This window comes from Streptomyces sedi, from assembly GCF_006335015.1.
In the GTDB taxonomy this organism is placed as follows: Bacteria; Actinomycetota; Actinomycetes; order Streptomycetales; family Streptomycetaceae; genus Streptomyces; species Streptomyces sedi.
On the sequence record NZ_VDGT01000015.1, the window covers coordinates 144,820 to 162,998 of the forward strand.

The following is an 18,179-nucleotide window of genomic DNA, read 5'->3' on the forward strand; positions in this document are numbered from 1 at the left end:
CCCGTTCGGCGCCGGGTGGGACGGCCCCGCCCGGGGGTGGCGGACCAGGCGTCACCACAGGTCGTCACCCCAGCTCGTCGCCTCGGGGCGCCGAGGATCACCCGTTGGGGGGAACCTGGGGCTTCCGGCTCCGCCGGTCGGCCGTCGGGCGCCTAACGTCACCAGGTGATGACCAGCTGTCGCGCCCAGCCCTCACCGTTGACCGGGCGACGCCCACAGCACGCCGCCTCGTCCCGGCCGCGTGCCCGACGTGGTGCGCGCCCGGCCGCCTACGCCGACGCCGACCTGGACGGACTCTTCACCTACTGCCTCTCGGTGATGTGCGAGCACGACGCCGCCATCGCCGCGTTGGGTGAGGCGCTGGCGCTGGCGGAGCGCCAGCAGGAGCGTGGGCGGCGCCCCGAGGCGCCCGCGCTGGCGCGTTCCTGGCTGTACGCGCTGGTGCGCTGGTGCTGTCTGCGCCGGCTCGCGCTCCAGCGCGAGCAGGGCGTGAGCGCCGGTCCGCGCGCCGTGGGGGAGGACGCGCAGCGGCGCAGGGAGTTGGCGATGCTGGCCTGGGCCGAGGCGGCCGGCACCACCCAGGAGCAGCGCGAGGCGCTGGAGTTGGCGGTCAGGCACCGGCTGACCACGGCCGAGATCGCCCGGGTGCTGCGGCTGCCGGACGAGGCGGCGCGCGCCCTGCTGACCACGGCGAACTGCGAGGTCGAGCGCACCACGGCCGCCCTCGCCGCGGTCGACTCGGCACATTGCCCCTCGATGGCCATGCTCTCGGGCGACGACCGGCGGGTGCTGCTCGGCCCCACGCTGCGGCGGGAGTTGGTGCGCCACGTGGACGAGTGCCCGGCCTGCCGGCTGGTGGCGCAGCGTGCGATGGCCGGGCTCGGCTGGCCCGGCACCGCCCCCGCGGGGCAGACGCGGCTGGCGGTGGTGCGCGCCCCCAGGCCCGCCGTGCACGCCGCGCGCCTGGCCGTGCGCCGGGCGCGCGCGCAGCAGGGGCCGCGGTGGGACCGCTGGGGCTTCCCGCTTCCGGAGAAGGACCGCGCGGCGCGCCGCGAGCGGCTGCGCGGCCGGGCGGTCACCGGCACGGTGGTGGCCACGGTCCTGGCGGCCCCGGTGCTGGCGCTGTGGGCGGCGTACCGGGGCGGCCCGGTGACGGGCGAGGCCGCGGAGCTGGAGGGGATGTCGGCCAGCGTTCCCGACGAGGTGGTGGAGGAGGGCGGTGGCCCCGGCCGCCAGCCGAACGGCGAGCGTGAGCGCCGTCGCCCCGCCTCGCCCGACGAGCCGACGGAGGAGGACGAGTCGTCCGGCCCCGACCCGGAGCCCTCGGACGACGCCTCCCCCGAGGACCGTGAGGGCGCGGGCTCGGGGACCGAGGAGCCGACGACGCCGGCGCCCGGGGAGCTGTTCGTCGACGTGGCGACGACGGGTTCGGGCACGCTGCTGACCCTCACGGTCTCCGGCGGTTCCCCCGTCGACTGGTCGGCGTCGACGGATGCCGACTGGCTGCTGCTCGGCCGTTCCTCGGGGACGCTGTGGCCGGGCGAGACGGTGGTGGTCGAGGTGCTGGTCGACACGGCGCGGCAGCCGGCCGGGCCCTGGCAGGGGTCCGTGTTCATCCAGCCCACCGGCGCGCGGGTCACCGTCGAGGGCGCGGGCGAGAGCCCGGACGCCCCGGAGGAGCCGCCGGACGACCCCTCGGACCCGCCCGCCGACGAGCCTTCCGACCCGCCGGGCGACGATCCCGTTCCGCAGCCCAGTCCGGTCTGAGCGGGGCCGTTCCCGGGCGGCCGACGCGCTGCCCGGGACCCGGAGCGCGGCGAGGGCCCGAATGGCGGTGAGGGCCATCAGGAAGCGGCGAGGCGTCAGAACGTGGTGGCCGGGCCGGTGAAGTGGTGCTGGACGACGGGTGCCAGCCGTTGGATCAGCACCTCCGCCTCGGTGCTGGCCAGGGGTTCGAGCCCCAGCACATAGCGCCCGAGCACGACGCCGACGAGCTGCATCGCGGCCAGCTCGGCGCGCAGTTCGGCGTCCGGCCCCGGCAGCGCGCCCGCCACCCGGCTCAGCAGCTGGTCGGTGATGGCGAGACGGAAGATCGCCGCCGCCGTGTCGTTGTGCGCCGCCGAACGGAAGAGCGCCAGCAGCGGGCCGCGGGTCGTCGGGTTCTCCCAGATGCCGAAGAACATCCGGGTGAAGACCTCGCCGAACCCGTCGGGGCCGGCCGGTTCCGTCTCGGCGAAGGCGCGCGCGGCGACCTCGACCGCCGCGTGGACCGCGGCGGCGAAGACCTGTTCCTTGGTGCCGAAGTAGTGGTGCACCAGCGCCGGCGTGACGTCGGCGCCGCGCGCGATGGCGCGCACGGAGGCCAGGTCGTAGCCGCGCCTGGCGAACTCGGCGCGGGCGGAGTCCAGGATGCGTTCGCGCGCGCCGGGGGCGCCGTTCTCGCTCTCGGCCCGCGACGGCCGGCCCCGGCGCCGCCCCGAGGCGGTGCTCATCGGCCGGCTTCCCCGCGCCTCTCGGCCGGCGGCGGCGCGGGCGCCGGCTGCCGCAGATGCAGCCGGGTGAAGGCCAGCGCCTCGGCGAGGTCCGCCTCGCGTTCGCGGGCCGAGGTCGCCCGGCGGGTGTTGATCTCGGCGATCACATGGCCCCGGTACCCCGTGGCGGCCAGCCGCTCCAGCACGGCGGCGCAGGGCTGCGCGCCGCGCCCGGGCACCAGGTGTTCGTCCTTGCCCGAGCCCGAGCCGTCCCCGATGTGGACATGGGTCAGCCGCTCGCCCATCCGCCCGGCCAGCTCAAGGGCGTCGCCCCTGGCGGTCGCGCAGTGCGAGACGTCGAGCGTGAGGTGCGGGTACTCCTCGTCCGTGACGTCCCAGCCGGGGGCGTACGCCTGCATCTCGCGGTCGCGGTAGCGCCAGGGGTACATGTTCTCCACGGCGAAGCGCACGCCGCTCTCCGCGCCGAGCCGCGCGATCCCCTCGACGAAGCCGCGCGCGTAGGCGCGTTGCCAGCGGAACGGGGGGTGGACCACCACGGTGTCGGCGCCGAGTCGTTCGGCGGCGGCGCGGGCGGTGACCAGCTTGCGCCAGGGGTCGGTCGACCAGACCCGTTGGGTCACCAGCAGGCAGGGTGCGTGCACGGCGAGGACCGGCACCCCGTGCTCGTCGGAGAGCCGGCGCAGGGCCTCCACGTCCTGGCTCACCGGGTCGGTCCACACCATGACCTCGACCCCGTCGTAGCCGAGCCTGCCGGCTATCTCGAAGGCCGCCGCCGTGTTCTCCGGGTAGACGGAGGCCGTCGACAGCCCGACTCTCACCTCGTCGACGGGTTCTGGATCTGCCACGGCGACCAGCCTACGCCCGGGCGTGGCGGGTGGCTTGACGCCGTGGCGCCGCCCGGAGAATAATTAAACGCATGATTAATAAAAACGGCGACGGGGGCGCCGACGCCGGTCAACCGGCCGTGCGCGCCCACGACCTGAGGGTGCGGCGCGGGGGCCGCGAGGTGCTGCGCGGGCTGGACTTCGCGGTGCCCGCCGGCAGCGTCACGGGGCTGCTCGGGCCCTCCGGCTGCGGGAAGACCACGCTGATGCGGGCCGTCGTAGGCGCGCAGAAGGGCGTCACCGGCACGCTGGAGGTGCTGGGCCGGCCCGCCGGCTCCGCCGCGCTCCGCCCACGCCTCGGCTATGTCACCCAGGCGCCCTCGGTCTACGCGGACCTCACCGTCCGGCAGAACCTGGAGTACTTCGCGGCCGTCCTGGGCCTGGCGCGCTCCACGCGGGCGGCCGAGGTGGAGCGGGTGCTGGACGAGGTCGACCTCGCCGCCCGCGCGACGGCCCTCACCAGGAACCTCTCCGGCGGCCAGCGCTCCCGGGTCTCCCTGGCCGCCGCCCTGCTCGGCGCCCCCGAGCTGCTGGTGCTCGACGAGCCGACGGTCGGGCTGGACCCGGTGCTGCGCAACGCGCTGTGGGGCCTCTTCCACCGGCTCGCCGACGAGCGCGGCACCACGTTGCTGATCTCGTCCCATGTGATGGACGAGGCGGACCGCTGCGAGCGGCTGGTGCTGATGCGCGAGGGGCGGGTGCTCGCCGAGGACTCGCCGCCGGCGCTGCGCGCGCGCAGCGGGGTCGCGACCGTGGAGGAGGCGTTCCTCGCGCTGGTGGCCGCCGATGCCGACAACGAGAAGGACAACGCGGGCGCCGACAACGACAACGCCGCCGACGACACGCGCCACCGGGAGGCATGACCGTGAGTCTCGCCCGCACGCTCGCCACCACCCGCCGGGTCCTGGGCCAGCTGCGCCACGACCCGCGCACCATCGCGCTGTTGCTGCTGGTCCCGGTGTTGCTGCTGGTGCTGCTGCGCTATGTCTTCGACGCGAACCCCGACTCGTTCGACTTCATCGGCTCCTCGCTGCTGGGGATCTTTCCGATGATCACCATGTTTCTGGTCACCTCGATCGCCACCCTGCGCGAGCGGACCTCCGGCACGATGGAACGACTGCTGGTGATGCCGATGGGCAAGGCCGACCTGATCGTCGGCTACGCCCTCGCGTTCAGCCTCTTCGCCATCGCCCAGACGGCGATCGCCACCGGCGTCGCGCTGTGGCTGCTCGGGCTCGACGTCGCCGGCTCGCCCTGGTTGCTGCTGCTGGTGGCCCTGCTCAACGCGCTGCTCGGCATCGCGCTCGGGCTCTTCGTCTCGGCGTTCGCCGCCTCGGAGTTCCAGGCGGTCCAGTTCCTGCCGGCGTTGATCTTTCCCCAGCTGCTGCTGTGCGGGCTCTTCGCGCCGCGCGACACGATGCAGCCGGTCCTGGAGTACGTGTCCGACGTGCTGCCGATGTCGTACTCGGTGGACGGCATGAACGAGGTGCTGCACAGCGCGGACATCACCGGCGACTACGTGCGCGACGCGCTGGTGGTCAGCGGCGCCGCGGTGCTGGTTCTCGCGCTGGGCGCGGCGACGCTGCGGCGGCGCACGGAGTGACTCCGTCGGCGTCGGGGACGCGACGGGCGGGGGCGGGAACGCGCTACCGGCGTCGGGGACGCGACGGACGGCGGCGGGCTGGTCGCGGTGGTCCGCCGGGCGCGGCCCGGCGGGGGTGTTCGCGTGGCTCCCCGCGCCCCCGCCGTCCGGGGCGCGGGGGCGTGCGCCCGGTCAGGGGGCGCGCATCCGGTCCAGACGGCGGAGGATGACGCCCTCGCGCAGCGCCCAGGGGCAGATGTCCAGGGACTCCACGCCGAAGAGGTCCATCGCCGCCTCCGCGACCAGCGCCCCCGCCAGCAGCTGACCGGCCCGGCCGGGGGAGACCCCGGGCAGCTCCCGCCGTTCGGCGACCGGGAGTTCGGCGAGCTTCTGGCTCCACTCCCGCAGGTCGGCCCTGCCCAGCTGCCGGCGGACGTACTGCCCCTCTGCCGAGCGCGCCGCGCCCGCCATCCGGGCGAGCTGCTTGAACGTCTTCGACGTGGCCACCACCCGGTCCGGCGCCCCCAGCCGGCTGAACCGGCCGACCACGCCCGCCACTTCGGTGCGCACGTCGCGCCGCAGCGCCCGCACGTCCGCCGACGAGGGCGGGTCGCCCGGCAGCCGGGCCGCCGTCAGCCGGCCCGCGCCCAGCGGCAGCGAGACCGCCGCGTCCGGCGCCTCGTCGAGGCCGAACGCGATCTCCAGGGAGCCGCCGCCGATGTCGAAGAGCAGCAGCCGCCCCGACGACCAGCCCAGCCAGCGCCGCGCCGCGAGAAAGGTCAGCCGCGCCTCGTCCTCCCCGGACAGCACCTGGAGCGCCACCCCCGTCTCGGCCGCCACCCGCGCCAGCACCTGCTCCGCGTTGCCCGCCTCCCGCACCGCCGACGTGGCGAACGGCAACAGGTCGGCGACGCCGTGCTCCTCCGCCACCTCCAGCGCCTCCCGGACGGTGGCCACCAGCCGCTCCACGCCGGCCGGGCTGATCGCCCCCCGCTCGTCGAGCAACTCCGCCAGCCGCAACTCCGTCTTGCGGGAGTAGGCCGGCAGCGGGCGGGCGCCGGGATGGGCGTCAACCACCAGTAGATGAACCGTGTTGGAACCCACGTCGAGAACTCCGAGTCTCATGCCCGACAACGCTACCCGGCCCTCTACCCTGGGCGTTGTGGCGAAGACGAAGAGGGCGAAGCCGGACAGAAACGCCCCGGACGACCGCGAGGCCGACCGCGCACCCGACCGCGCGGGCGATGGCGCATCCGACGGCGCGTGGGACGGCGCGAGGCGCCGGGCCGTCGGCGACGAGGTGGCGCTCGACCACCCGAGAGCCTGGGTCGAGTTCCCCGACCCGGCCGACCCCGAGCAGTACTTCCGCTGCGACCTGACCTGGCTGACCTCCCGCTGGAGCTGCGTCTTCGGCCGCGGCTGCCAGGGCATCCAGCCGGGCCGCGCCAGCGACGGCTGCTGCACCCTGGGCGCGCACTTCTCCGACGAGGAGGACGAGGAGCGGGTCGCGGGACACGTCGCCCGACTCACGCCCGAGCAGTGGCAGTTCCACGCGGAGGGCACCGCACGCGAGGGCTGGGTCGAGCTGGACGAGGACGGTGAGCGACGCACCCGCCGCCACCTGGGCGCCTGCGTCTTCAACAACCGGCCGGGGTTCGCCGGCGGGCAGGGCTGCGCGCTGCACATCCTGGCGCTCTCCGAGGGGCGCGAGCCGTTGGAGACCAAGCCGGACGTCTGCTGGCAGCTGCCGGTGCGCCGCACCTACGAGTGGGTGGAGCAGCCCGACGGCGAGCAGCTGCTGTGCGTCTCCATCGGCGAGTACGACCGCAGGGGCTGGGGCGGCGGCGGCCACGACCTGCACTGGTGGTGCACGGGCGCCCCGGCGGCGCACGGCGGCTCCGAGCCGCTGTACGTCGGGTACCGCGCCGAGCTGGTCGAGCTGATGGGCAAGGACGGCTACGACCAGCTGGTCGAGCTGTGCGAGGCCAGGCTCGCCGCCCAGCGCGCCACCCCGCCCGGCGTCCGCCCCCTCCCGCTGCTGGCCCCGCACCCGGCCGACCCGCCCGCGCCCGTCGGCTGACGGGCGCCGCGTCCGCCGGCGCGTGGTCTCGTTCGAGGGAACGCCGGCGTGCGGTCTCGTTCGAGGGAACGCCGGCGGGCCGGGCCTGTCCGGATGCCGGTCTCCCCGTCCGGAAACGGCGGTGCCGGGCGTAGCCTCGTGAGGGTAGCCGCACCGTCTCGCGAGGAGAGGCATCATCATGGGCAGCTTGAGGTCCCGAACCGTCACCCACGGCCGCAACATGGCGGGCGCCCGCGCCCTCCTCCGCGCCGCCGGGGTAGCCAGGGAGGACTTCGGGAAGCCGATCATCGCGGTGGCCAACAGCTTCACCGAGTTCGTCCCCGGCCACACCCACCTCCAGCCCGTCGGCCGGATCGTCTCGGAGGCGATCAAGGAAGCGGGCGGCGTTCCCCGCGAGTTCAACACGATCGCCGTGGACGACGGCATCGCCATGGGCCACGGCGGGATGCTCTACTCCCTGCCGTCCCGCGACCTGATCGCCGACTCCGTCGAGTACATGGTGGAGGCGCACTGCGCCGACGCCCTGATCTGCATCTCCAACTGCGACAAGATCACGCCCGGGATGCTGATGGCCGCGATGCGGCTCAACATCCCGACGGTCTTCGTCTCCGGCGGCCCGATGGAGTCCGGCACCACCACGCTGGTGGACGGCACCGTCCGGAAGCTCGACCTGGTCAGCGCCATGTCGGAGGCGGTCAACGACTCCGTCTCCGACGAGGACATGGCCAGGATCGAGGAGAACGCCTGTCCGACCTGCGGCTCCTGTTCCGGCATGTTCACCGCCAACTCGATGAACTGCCTCACCGAGGCGATCGGCCTCTCCCTCCCCGGCAACGGCTCGGTGCTGGCCACCCACACCGCGCGCCGCGCGCTCTACGAGGACGCCGGCCGCACGGTCGTCGAGATCACCCGCCGCTTCTACGAGGAGGACGACGCCTCGGTGCTGCCGCGCGCGGTCGGCTCCCGCGCGGCCTTCGAGAACGCGATGGCGCTGGACATCGCCATGGGCGGCTCCACCAACACCATCCTCCACCTGCTCGCCGCGGCGGAGGAGGCGGAGCTGGACTTCCGACTCCAGCACATCGACGCGCTCTCGCGTCAGCTGCCCTGCCTCTCCAAGGTGGCGCCCAACGGCAGCTACTACATGGAGGACGTGCACCGCGCCGGCGGCATCCCCGCGATCCTCGGCGAGCTGTACCGGGCGGGGCTGCTCAACGAGGACGTGCACTCGGTGCACAGCGCGACGCTCGCCGACTGGCTCAAGACCTGGGACATCAGGGGCGGTTCGCCGTCGCCCGAGGCGGTCGAGCTGTTCCACGCGGCGCCGGGCTGTGTCCGTTCCGCCGAGGCGTTCTCCCAGTCCGAACGGTGGGAGACCCTGGACAGCGACGCCGAGAAGGGCTGCATCAGGGACGTCGCGCACGCCTACTCGACCGAGGGCGGGCTGGCGGTGCTCTTCGGCAACCTCGCCGAGGACGGCTGCGTGGTGAAGACCGCGGGCGTCGACGAGTCGATCTGGACCTTCGAGGGGCCGGCGGTCGTCGTCGAATCCCAGGAGGAGGCCGTGGAGGCGATCCTCACCAAGCGGGTCAAGGAGGGCGACGTGGTCGTCGTCCGCTACGAGGGCCCCAAGGGCGGCCCCGGGATGCAGGAGATGCTGTACCCGACCTCCTACCTCAAGGGACGCGGCCTGGGCGCCAAGTGCGCGCTGATCACCGACGGCCGGTTCTCCGGCGGCACGTCGGGGCTCTCGCTCGGCCATGTCTCGCCGGAGGCGGCGGCCGGCGGCACGATCGCGCTGGTGCGCGACGGCGACCCGATCCGCATCGACATCCCCGGGCGTGCGCTCGAACTGAAGGTCGCGGACGACGAGTTGGCGCGGCGCCGGGCCGAGCTCGACGGGCGGTACGCGCCGGTCGCGCGCGAACGGAAGGTCTCGCTGGCGCTGCGCGCCTACGCGGCGATGGCCACCAGCGCGGACCGCGGCGCGGTCCGCGACCTCGACGCCCTGGAACGGGGGTAGCCCTGCCGGGCGGGCTCGGGTGTGCGGGTGGGTAGTCCCGCGCGCCCCTGGATTGGGTTGGCGTGGTCGGTCGGGTGCCGGTCCACGCGCGGTCGGTGACGGCCTGGTTGGGGGCGCGGGGAACTGCGCGGTGCATTCGTGGCGGGCCGCGGTCGACTGTTCACGTGCGTGGCTTGGGTGGGTGGTCGTCCTCGCCCCGGCGGCCGGTTGCTCGCGCAGTTCCCCGCGCCCCTTCCACGCCGGTGGGCGGTCGTCCCGCTACCCGCGGGGCACCGCGTACAGCGTGTTGCCGAGCGTGGGGACGAACACCGCCTCGTCGCCGACCGCGGGCCGCGGCGGGGACGCGTCGCTGCCGGGGCCCGGCGTTCCCGGGTGCGGCTCGCCGGCGCCCAGCGGTTCGCCGTCCTCCGCCGAGAACCGGTGCAGCGCGCCCTCCCGGTCGGAGAGATGGAGCACCCCGTCGGCCAGCGTCGGCGGCGACGCGATCTGTACGCCGGTCGACCGGTGCCAGCGCACCTCGCCGGCCGCCGGGTCGACGGCGGTGAGCAGGCCACCGATGCTGGAGACGTAGAGCGTTCCCTCGGCCAACACCGTGCGGGGCTCGGTCGGTTCCGGCAGTTCCGTCCTGGTCCACTCGCGGGTGGCGAGGTCGAGCCGCCAGACCGCGTTGATCACCGGCAGGTCCACGTCCCACTCCTCGAAGTACGCGGCCTCGTCGTCCATTCCGATCCCGTGGAGCAGCCCCGGAACCTCCTCCGGCGGTGCCAGCGGCGTGGACCACAGCGACCGCCCGTTCTCCGAGAGCAGTTCGAGCCGCGGGGCCTGTCCGCTCTCGTCCTCCCTGCTCGCGGCCAGGAAACGCGTGCCGTGCCCGAGCAGGTCGGTGAGGTAGCGGCCGGGCTCCTCCCAACTCCCCAACGGTTCCGGCCCGTCGGCGGAGTAGAAGCGCACCGTGCTGTCGCCGTTGCGGAACGCCATCGCCTCGTCGCCGACGGCCAGCGTGTCGCCCAGCTCGGGGGCGTCGATCCGCCAACGCACCTCTCCGGTGGCCGGGTCGAGCGCCGCGAGGCCGCCCTCGGACGCGGCGAGGACGTTCTCGCCGACGGCCGTCGCGTTCGGCCAGGGGCCGCCGGCGCGCGGGCCGTTGAACCGCCACCGTTCCTCGCCGTCCGCGTCGAGCGTCCACGCGAACTGGCCGGCCGCCGAGCACAGCACGCCGCCGTCGGTGGCCGGTTCGCAGACGACGCCCTCGGTGGGCGCGTCGCGCACGCCCCAGTCCCGCAGGTCGACCTCCCAGGGCTCGGGCGGGGCCTGGCCCTCCCACGTTGACGGGTCCGACGTGTCCGACGGGTCCGAAGGGGCCGCGCTCGGGTCCCCGCCGCCGGGGTCGCCGTCGTCCGAGGCCCGGAACAGCCAGAGCGCGGTGGCCGCCGCACCCGCCGCCACCAGCGCCACCGCGGCTATCGCCCCGCGCCGCGCGCGCCCGCCGCGCCCCTTGCCGCCGCGCACGCCGGCGTTCACGCCGGGGCGTGTGCCGCGCCGCGAGCCCGCGCCCGTTCCCCCGGTGCCCGTTCCGGTGCCGGTGCCCGTTTCCCTCGCGCCGGTGCCCGGCTCCGCCGGTCCCGCGCCGCGCCAGACCGGCGAATCGCGGACGCCGGCGGCCTGCGCGCGGGTGTCGGCCCAGGCCGCCATCCGCAGCACCGCCGCGACGCCCGGCCGCTGTTCGGGGTCCTTGACCAGGCACAACCCGACCAGGTCCCGCAGCGAATCCGGCACGTCGCTCAGGTCCGGCTCCTCGTGCACCACCCGGTAGGCCACCGCCAGCGGGTCGCCGCCCGCCGTGCCGTCCGTGTCGAACGGGCTGTGCCCCGTCACCGCGTAGGCCACCACGGCGCCCAGCGCGAACACGTCGGCCGCCGCCGTCACCTCGGCGTCGCCGGTCAGCTGCTCGGGCGCCATGAACGGCGGCGAGCCGAGCACCGCGCCGTCCTCCGTGAGCCGGTGCCCGTCGTCCAACGCGCGGGAGATGCCGAAGTCGATGACCCGCACCCCGTCCTCGGCGAGCAGCACGTTGCCCGGCTTCAGGTCGCGGTGGACCAGCCCGCAGCGGTGGATGTCGAGCAGCGCCTCGGCCAGCTCCGCGCCGACCCCGGCCGCCTCCCTGGGCGCCAACGGGCCGTCGCGGTCTATCCGTTCGGTCAGCGAGCCGCCCGGAACGTAGAGGGTGGCCAGCCACGGCGGGTCGCCGTCCGGGTCCGCGTCCACCACCGGCGCGGTGAACGCGCCGCTGACCCGCCGCGCGGCGGCCACCTCGCGGCGGAACCTGGCGCGGAAGCCCGGGTTCTCCACGTACTCGCGCCGGATCACCTTGATCGCGACCCGCCGGCCGGCGACCGTGCGGCCCAGGTGGACGACGCCCATGCCGCCGCTGCCCAGCCGGCGTTCGATGACGTAGTCACCGATGCGTTCGGGTCTGGTCTCGCGGCCGTCAGCCATGCGACTCCCCCTGGAGTGGCTCGGTACCGGTCGCACACGGGGCGTTTCGGTCCCTCGTGGTGCGCCGTGGGACAGAGTACTTCCGTGGGGGGCGTGACCCGGCGCGGTCACCACGGAGATAATCGACCACATGTCCAAGTCTGTGCGGCCCACCGCCCCTTCGCCCGCGTCGGAGAGCGCGGCCCAGCCCCTGAGCGAGCCGCGCCCGGAGCGGATCCGGTTCTACGGCACCAGCTGGGTGGACCGCTCCGGCGGCTACCGGCTGCGACGCGTCGTCCTCTTCACCGGCGCCCTGGTGGGGACCGTCGCCGGCGCGCTGCTGCTGACCGTGGGATACGGCGGGATGAGCGGGGCCGAGACCCCGGGGTGGCTGAGCGCGCTGGTCGCGCTCGCGTTCGCCATCTGCACGGCGCTGGCCTTCACCCGCCAGTGGCTGCGGTACACCAGGCCGGCGCCGGACACGGGGGTGGACGAGGCGGCGTTCCGCTCCATCAACGTGGTCGGCTTCGTCGGGGTGCTGCTCGCCTACGCCCTGCGTGGCGCGGTCGAGGCGCCGGGGGAGCGGCTGGCGCGCGCCAGCCACGAGGAGGCGTTGGAGCGGCACCGCCGGCTGGTGGCGAAGCGTTCCCGCAACCCGGCGCGCCGCAAGCGGCGTTGACGGATCCACGCGATGTTGACGGCCCCCTCGGGGAACCCCGAGCCGCGTCTCAGGGGTGCTTCAGGGGGAACCCTCAGCGGCCCCTGGCATGTGTCAGCTTTTCTTGACGCGTGCCCTTCGCCGCTGGACGCTGGTCACAGAAGAACGGCACGACCACGTCGGCCGCGCGGGGCGCTCGACGCCCCGGGCCGGTCCGGCGGCGATCGGGGCCGGAGAGGAGTCGCGTGTCCCGGAACGACGCGGACGCCGAGTCCGACGGTGATCACCTGCTGAAGGTGCTGGGCGCGCTCAACAACCCGCACCGGCTGCGGATCGTCGCCGCGCTCACCCACGACCGGAACTACGTGAGCAGGCTGGCCAGGGAGACCGGGATCAGCCGGCCGCTGCTGCACATGCACCTCCAACGTCTGGAGGCCGCCGGGCTGGTCACCAGCACCCTGGAGCTCTCGGACGACGGCAAGGCCATGCGCTTCTACGAAGTCACCCCGTTCGTGTACCAGCTCACCCCCGACAGCATCGCCCTGGCCACCGAGACACTCAGCCGGAGCGGGCAGAGAGAGGAAACGCGGTGAACGACACCCTGGCCTCCCAGGCGGCCAGCGAACCCGCCGCCGTCTGGGCGGCGGCCCTGGGCACCGGAGGCGTCTTCGTCCTGATGATCGTCGTGGTGTGGCAGATCGCCGCCACCTGGCGGGCCAGGATGCTGGCCGGCCGCGAGGAGGAGTACCGCAGGCTCGCCACCAAGTACGCCGAACTGCTGGAGGACAACACGGAGATCCTCCGCCGCTACACCGACGAACTGGCGCAGGTCCGCACCTCCGTCGGCTCCGTCGAGCGGATGATGCGCGAGGTGGACTGAGCGCCGCCGCCCCGCGTGACGACCGCGCGACGACCGCGCCTCGACCGCGCCGGGCCGGGGTGGACGAACGGACCCCGCCGTCGCACACCGACCCGCCGCCCGTTCTTCCGCTCACCTTCACACCCGCCTTCCCGACCGTTTTCGACGGTTCCCGACCGTTTCCGTGACCCACCTCCCCTGGAGGAGTTCCCATGCGCGCCCTGCACCGCCTGGTCCGCATCGTGCGGCCGGCCCAGCCCAACGGCGAGTACGACAACCGCGGCTTCCCCCGGGAGCACCACCGCCCCGAGGACCGCCCGACCCCGAAGCACCCTGGTACGGAAGGGGACGTTGAGGGAGGCTGAGGTCCATGCGGACCTCTGACTTCGCCACCTCGTTCAACGCCGTCGCCGCCGAGTACGCCGCCGCCCGCCCCGACTATCCGCCCGCCCTCTACGACGCGCTGGAGGAGTGCTTCGGCCGTCCGTTGGCCGACGCCCACGCGCTGGACGTGGGCGCCGGCACCGGCAAGGCCACCCGCGGCCTCAGCGAGCGGGGCGTCCGGGTCACCGCCGTCGAGCCGGGCGAGGGCATGGCCGCCCAACTCGCCACCGCCTCCCCCGGCGTGCCGCTGGTGCGCGCGGTGGGGGACGCCCTCCCGTTCGCCGACGGCAGCGCCGACCTGATCACCTACGCCCAGGCGTGGCACTGGACCAGACCCGAGGCCGCGCTGCCCGAGGCGCTGCGGGTACTGCGCCCCGAGGGCGGCCTGGCGCTCTGGTGGAACACCAACGACCGCTCCGTCGGCTGGATCGACGAGCAGGTAACCCGCTTGCGGCGGCGCCTGCCGCAGCACGGCGCGCACGACGTGACCCGCGTCATCGGCCGCCATCTGGCCGCGCTCGAACCCGCGCTCCGCCCCCTCTACCGCGAGGTCGCCTGGAGCCGCACCGTCCCGATCGCCACCCATCTGGCCAACCTCGCGACCCACTCCCAGTTCGCCGTGCTGGACCAGGCCGAGACCCGCCCGGTGCTCGCCGAGGAGGAGGCCATCGTCGGCGAACTCTTCCCCGACGGCCTGGTGGAGGAGCCCTACATCGTGCGGCTGACCTATCTCCCGCGACCGAACGCGCTCACCACCGACTGAGAACGCACGGCCGCGGCGCGCTCGCTGCCCGGTTCTGACCGACACCCGGACGTTTCGACGCCCGACGCCCGCCCGGTGCGAGGATGACGGCGTGAACGGGGGCGACGCTCGTCCGGTGCGTCGTCGCGTACGGACGTTGATGCGGAGCGGGTGAGCCACGGAATGTCAGGGAAGATCGCCGTCATCGGCACGGGCAGGATCGGCGAGGCCCTGCTGGTCGGCCTGTTGGGCGCCGGCAGGGCCCCCGACGACGTGCTGGTCACCGCGCGCCGCGAGGACCGCGCGGCGGAGCTGCGCACCCGGCACGGCGTGCGGGTGGTGGAGAACGCGGAGGCCGCCAAGCTCGCCGACACGCTGATCCTCGCGGTCAAACCGCAGGACCTGCCGGCGCTGCTGGACGAACTGGCGCCGCACGTCGCCGCCGACCGGCTGGTGATCAGCGCCGCCGCCGGCATCACCACCGCGTTCGTGGAGTCCCGGCTCACCCCCGGCACCCCGGTGGTGCGGGTCATGCCCAACACCCCCGCCCTCGTCGACCAGGGCATGTCCGTGATCTCCGGCGGCTCCCACGCCTCGGAGCGCCATCTCGACGCGGCGGACGCGGTCTTCGCCGGCGTCGGCCGCACCCTGCGGCTCCCCGAGTCCCAGCAGGACGCGGCCACCGCGCTCTCCGGATCGGGGCCCGCCTACTTCTACTTCCTGGTCGAGGCCATGATCGACGCCGGCATCCTGCTCGGCCTGCCCAGGGACAAGGCCCACGAGCTGATCGTCCAGTCCGCGGTGGGCGCCGCCGCGATGCTCAGGGACACCGGCGAGCACCCCGTCGCCCTCCGCGAGGCGGTGACCTCGCCCGGCGGCACGACGATCAACGCGATCCGCGAGCTGGAGAACCACGGGGTGCGCGCCGCGCTGATCGCCGCCCTGGAGGCGGCGCGGGACCGCAGCCGGGAGTTGGGCGCGGGGCGCTGACCCGCGGTGCTTGAGCGGGAGGGCGACAACCCGCCTTGCCGGCGTGCCATCGTTGTCGTCTTTCCCCCGCCACCCAGCATTCGCGCAGTTCCCCGCGCCCCCAAGCAGGCCGTCACCTACCGCGCGTGAGCCCGCACCTGACCGATCACGCCCACCCACACCAGGGGCGCGGGGAACTGCGCGAGCAACCGGACACCGGGCCGCAGCCGACAACCCACCCGGCCGTGAAGCTCCGTAGTCGGCTAACCCACACCGGGCTTACGCCGACAACCCACCTGCCGGCGCGACACCGTTGTCGTCGGCGCGAGGACGACAACGGAGCGGTACCGGCCAGGTGGGTCGTCGCTCCCCGAAACCGACGGAGTCACCCCGCGATGGCGCGCAGCACGTTCATCCGGCCGGCGCGGAAGGCGGGCATCAGGGCCGCCAGCAGACCCACCACCGCCGAGCCGACGAAGACGACGGCCAGCGTCGACCACGGGATCTCCAGCACCCGGAACCCACTCAGCTCCAGCAGCCGCTGCGACGTCAGCCCCCACGCCATGCCCAGCCCCAGTCCGAGCACCGCGCCGAACAGCGCGATCACCACCGACTCCAGCCGCACCATCCGCCGCAGCTGCCGCCGCGAGAGGCCGATGGCCCGCATCAGGCCGATCTCCCTGGTCCGTTCGATCACCGAGAGCGCCAGCGTGTTGACCACGCCCAGGACCGCCACCAGGATCGCCAGCGCCAGCAGCGCGTAGACCAGGTTCAGCAACGACCCGATCTCGTCCTCCAACTGCTGCTTGTAGTCGGCCTGGTTGGCGACGTCGTACTGCGGGAAGCGCTCCATCCGCTCCTTGAGTGCGGCGTAGACGGCTTCCTCCTGGCCGTCCTCGGCCTTGGCGAACATCGCGATGTTCTTCGGCATCTCCGCGCCGAGCAGCTCGCGCGCCGTGTCGATGCCCAGATACATGGCGCCCTGGTCGATCACCGTGTCTTCCGAGGTCACGGCCGCCACCGTCAGCTCCGTCGAACCGCCGTCGACGAAGTCGACGCGCACCGTGTCGCCCAGCGACAGCCCGCGCTCCTCAGCGAAGGTCTCCGGCACCGACATCGCTCCCGGCGCGAACGCGTCGGCGAGTTCGCCCTCGACCGTCTCGGACGCCTGGTCGCCGGCGTAGGTCGGGGAAGCCGCCACCAGCTCCTCGTCCCGTTCCGCGCCGTCCGGCGTGGTCAACGTGGCCCACACGCCGGTGTAGTCCGTGACGTGCGTCAGACCGGGGGTCTCCCGCACCACTTCGGCGGCCTCCTCGACGATCGACTGGCCCCTGCTGTCCACGATGAAGTCGGCGCCCACCGTGCGGTCCAGCTGGTCGGAGGCCGAGGCCACCGCCGAGGAACCCACCACCGCGAGCCCGCTCACCAGCGCCAGTCCGATCATCAACGCGCTGGCCGTCGCGCCCGTGCGCCGGGGGTTGCGCCGCGCGTTCCGCCCGGCGAGCCGGCCTACCGGGCCGAACACCCCCAGCACCAGCGCGTTCAGCACCCGCACGACCCACGACGCGAGCACCGGCGCGGCCACGACCGCGCCCACCAGCGTCCCCAGCAGGCCCAGCGCCAGGAACGCCGAACCGTCCGACGCCTCGTCCGAGGCCGCCGCCACCCCCAGGGCGGCGGCACCGCCACCGGTCAGCAGCAGCCCGAACGCCGCCCGCACCCGTCCGGCCCGCGCGTCGCCCGGCGTGCCGGCCTCGCGCAGCGCGGCCATCGGGGAGACCCGGCTGGCCCGCCGCGCCGGCAGCCAGGCCGCCAGCACCGTCGAGACCACGCCGACCGCCATCCCGATCGCGGGGGTCGTCGCGGCGACCGTCAACGAGGTGCCCTCGACGTTCATCCCCATCGCGCTCATCCCGCCGAGCATCAGCGCAGCCAACCCGATCCCGGCGGCCACCCCCAGCGCCGAGCCCACGACGCCGAGCAGCAGCGCCTCGATGAGGACGGAGCGGTTGATCTGGCGGCGGCTGGTCCCGATGGCGCGCATCAGGCCGATCTCGCGGGTGCGCTGGGCGACCAGCATGGAGAAGGTGTTGACGATCAGGAAGATCCCGACCAGCACCGCGATCCCGGCGAAGCCGAGCATCGCGTACCGCAGCACGTCGAGGAAGCCGACCTCCTCCATGGCCTCCTTCCGGTTCTCCTCCCGGGTGTTCACCTCGAAGCCGCCGCCCAGCTCGTCCGCGATCCGCGCCTTCAGCTCGGCGTCAGAGACCCCGCTCGCCGCGTCCACCGCGACCGAGCTGACCTGGTCGGCGGCGCCGAGCAGCGTGCCGCGCGCCGCCGTCGACTCGAAGAGCAGATAGGTGACCCCGGGGTTGCTCCCCTCGAACTCGGCCATCCCGACCACCGTCACCGGGTGGCTGCCGGCGGCCGTGACCGCGGTCAACGTGTCGCCGACCGCCACCTCCCGCCGTTCCGCGGTGTCGGCGTCCACCAGCACCTCGTCGGCGCCCGCCGGTTCACGGCCCTCGACCAGCTCCATCAGCCGCTGGTTCACCGCGCCCCAGTCGGTGCCGATCGTCGGCGCCCCGCTGTCCGAGTCCAGGCGCTCGTTGGCCGCGTCGACCACCGTGAGGTCGGTGGACTCCACCGTGGGGTGCGCCTCGGCGACCCCCTCGACGGCGGCCACCCGCTCCACCACGTCCTCGGGGAGCGTCCGGGGAACGCCGGTCTCCTGCCGGTGCTCCCGCTCCTCGGCGGCGACGGTCACATCCGAACTTGTCCTGCCGAAGAAACGATCGAAAGTGCTGCTCATCGTGTCGCTGAAGACGAGCGTTCCGCAGACGAACGCGACCGAAAGCACGATCGCGACCGCCGACAGCAGCATCCGGCCCTTGTGGGCGTAGAAGCTGCGCAGTGAGGTCTTGAGGACGGTCATGAGGTGCGGCCCTGTCCGTCGAAGCCGCGCATCCGGTCCAGGACGCGGTCGGCGGTGGGGTCGCGCATCTCGTCGACGATCTGGCCGTCGGCG

General features: G+C 74.1%; 16 protein-coding genes and 1 pseudogene. 11 read left to right on the forward strand and 6 right to left on the reverse strand.

From position 1 onward, the window contains the following. The first annotated feature begins 168 nt into the window (after nt 1–168). Complete coding sequence (locus tag FH715_RS19695) at nt 169–1,767, forward strand: BACON domain-containing protein (protein ID WP_139647145.1); 1,599 nt, start codon at nt 169–171, stop codon at nt 1,765–1,767. Between the two features lie 95 nt (nt 1,768–1,862). Here the strand turns inward: FH715_RS19695 and FH715_RS19700 are convergent, their stop codons facing one another. Then, the gene (locus tag FH715_RS19700) at nt 1,863–2,492 is read right to left on the reverse strand and encodes a TetR/AcrR family transcriptional regulator (RefSeq protein ID WP_139647146.1); all 630 of its coding nucleotides are present in this window, start codon (nt 2,490–2,492) and stop codon (nt 1,863–1,865) included. Next, nucleotides 2,489–3,346 (reverse strand): sugar phosphate isomerase/epimerase family protein, encoded by an 858-nt coding sequence (locus tag FH715_RS19705; RefSeq protein ID WP_425472755.1) that lies wholly within the window; start codon nt 3,344–3,346, stop codon nt 2,489–2,491. The genes FH715_RS19700 and FH715_RS19705 overlap by 4 nt, the downstream gene beginning before the upstream one ends. A gap of 62 nt (nt 3,347–3,408) precedes the next feature. On the opposite strand from FH715_RS19705, the gene FH715_RS19710 reads away from it, so the two are divergent. Together FH715_RS19710 and FH715_RS19715 are read left to right on the forward strand one after the other, a co-directional pair. Next, on the forward strand, nt 3,409–4,239 hold the full coding sequence (locus FH715_RS19710; protein WP_139647150.1) for an ABC transporter ATP-binding protein: 831 nt from the start codon (nt 3,409–3,411) through the stop codon (nt 4,237–4,239). Then, the gene (locus tag FH715_RS19715; RefSeq protein ID WP_139647151.1) at nt 4,236–4,979 is read left to right on the forward strand and encodes an ABC transporter permease; all 744 of its coding nucleotides are present in this window, start codon (nt 4,236–4,238) and stop codon (nt 4,977–4,979) included. The genes FH715_RS19710 and FH715_RS19715 overlap by 4 nt, the downstream gene beginning before the upstream one ends. A gap of 171 nt (nt 4,980–5,150) precedes the next feature. Here FH715_RS19715 and FH715_RS19720 read toward each other — a convergent pair whose 3' ends face one another. Next, nucleotides 5,151–6,083, reverse strand: a complete 933-nt coding sequence (locus FH715_RS19720) for a Ppx/GppA phosphatase family protein (RefSeq protein WP_139647153.1) — start codon at nt 6,081–6,083, stop codon at nt 5,151–5,153. 37 nt (nt 6,084–6,120) lie between these two features. Between FH715_RS19720 and FH715_RS19725 the strand changes: the two genes are divergently transcribed. Together FH715_RS19725 and ilvD are read left to right on the forward strand one after the other, a co-directional pair. Continuing rightward, nucleotides 6,121–7,038: a DUF3109 family protein gene (locus FH715_RS19725; protein ID WP_425472753.1), complete on the forward strand. Its 918-nt coding sequence runs from the start codon at nt 6,121–6,123 to the stop codon at nt 7,036–7,038. Between the two features lie 178 nt (nt 7,039–7,216). Continuing rightward, the gene (gene ilvD / locus FH715_RS19730; RefSeq protein ID WP_139647155.1) at nt 7,217–9,061 is read left to right on the forward strand and encodes a dihydroxy-acid dehydratase; all 1,845 of its coding nucleotides are present in this window, start codon (nt 7,217–7,219) and stop codon (nt 9,059–9,061) included. A gap of 258 nt (nt 9,062–9,319) precedes the next feature. Here the strand turns inward: ilvD and FH715_RS19735 are convergent, their stop codons facing one another. After that, nucleotides 9,320–11,557 carry a protein kinase domain-containing protein gene (locus FH715_RS19735; protein ID WP_170184772.1) on the reverse strand — a complete coding sequence of 746 codons (2,238 nt, stop codon included), beginning with the start codon at nt 11,555–11,557 and terminating at the stop codon, nt 9,320–9,322. Nucleotides 11,558–11,687: 130 nt separating this feature from the next. On the opposite strand from FH715_RS19735, the gene FH715_RS19740 reads away from it, so the two are divergent. The 6 genes from FH715_RS19740 to proC all read left to right on the forward strand — a co-directional run bounded on the left by FH715_RS19740 (nt 11,688) and on the right by proC (nt 15,169). Next, on the forward strand, nt 11,688–12,215 hold the full coding sequence (locus FH715_RS19740; RefSeq protein WP_139647159.1) for a hypothetical protein: 528 nt from the start codon (nt 11,688–11,690) through the stop codon (nt 12,213–12,215). 224 nt (nt 12,216–12,439) lie between these two features. After that, nucleotides 12,440–12,787: an ArsR/SmtB family transcription factor gene (locus tag FH715_RS19745; RefSeq protein ID WP_139647162.1), complete on the forward strand. Its 348-nt coding sequence runs from the start codon at nt 12,440–12,442 to the stop codon at nt 12,785–12,787. Then, nucleotides 12,784–13,074, forward strand: coding sequence for a hypothetical protein (locus tag FH715_RS19750; protein WP_211367716.1), 291 nt, complete (start codon nt 12,784–12,786; stop codon nt 13,072–13,074). Before FH715_RS19745 ends, FH715_RS19750 begins: the two co-directional genes overlap by 4 nt. 191 nt (nt 13,075–13,265) lie before the next feature. After that, on the forward strand, nt 13,266–13,418 hold the full coding sequence (locus FH715_RS28320) for a hypothetical protein (RefSeq protein ID WP_170184773.1): 153 nt from the start codon (nt 13,266–13,268) through the stop codon (nt 13,416–13,418). 5 nt (nt 13,419–13,423) lie between these two features. Further along, entirely contained in the window at nt 13,424–14,200 is a 777-nt protein-coding gene (locus FH715_RS19755; RefSeq protein ID WP_139647164.1) for a class I SAM-dependent methyltransferase, read from the forward strand. 162 nt (nt 14,201–14,362) lie between these two features. After that, on the forward strand, nt 14,363–15,169 hold the full coding sequence (proC, locus tag FH715_RS19760) for a pyrroline-5-carboxylate reductase (protein ID WP_139647166.1): 807 nt from the start codon (nt 14,363–14,365) through the stop codon (nt 15,167–15,169). 364 nt (nt 15,170–15,533) lie between these two features. On the opposite strand, the gene FH715_RS19765 is transcribed toward proC, so the two are convergent. Both FH715_RS19765 and FH715_RS19770 read right to left on the reverse strand, forming a co-directional pair. Continuing rightward, nucleotides 15,534–18,086, reverse strand: a complete 2,553-nt coding sequence (locus FH715_RS19765) for an ABC transporter permease (RefSeq protein ID WP_139647169.1) — start codon at nt 18,084–18,086, stop codon at nt 15,534–15,536. Next, nucleotides 18,083–18,179, reverse strand: a pseudogene (locus FH715_RS19770) (ABC transporter ATP-binding protein); the annotation flags it as partial. The pseudogene FH715_RS19770 and the gene FH715_RS19765, both read right to left, overlap by 4 nt.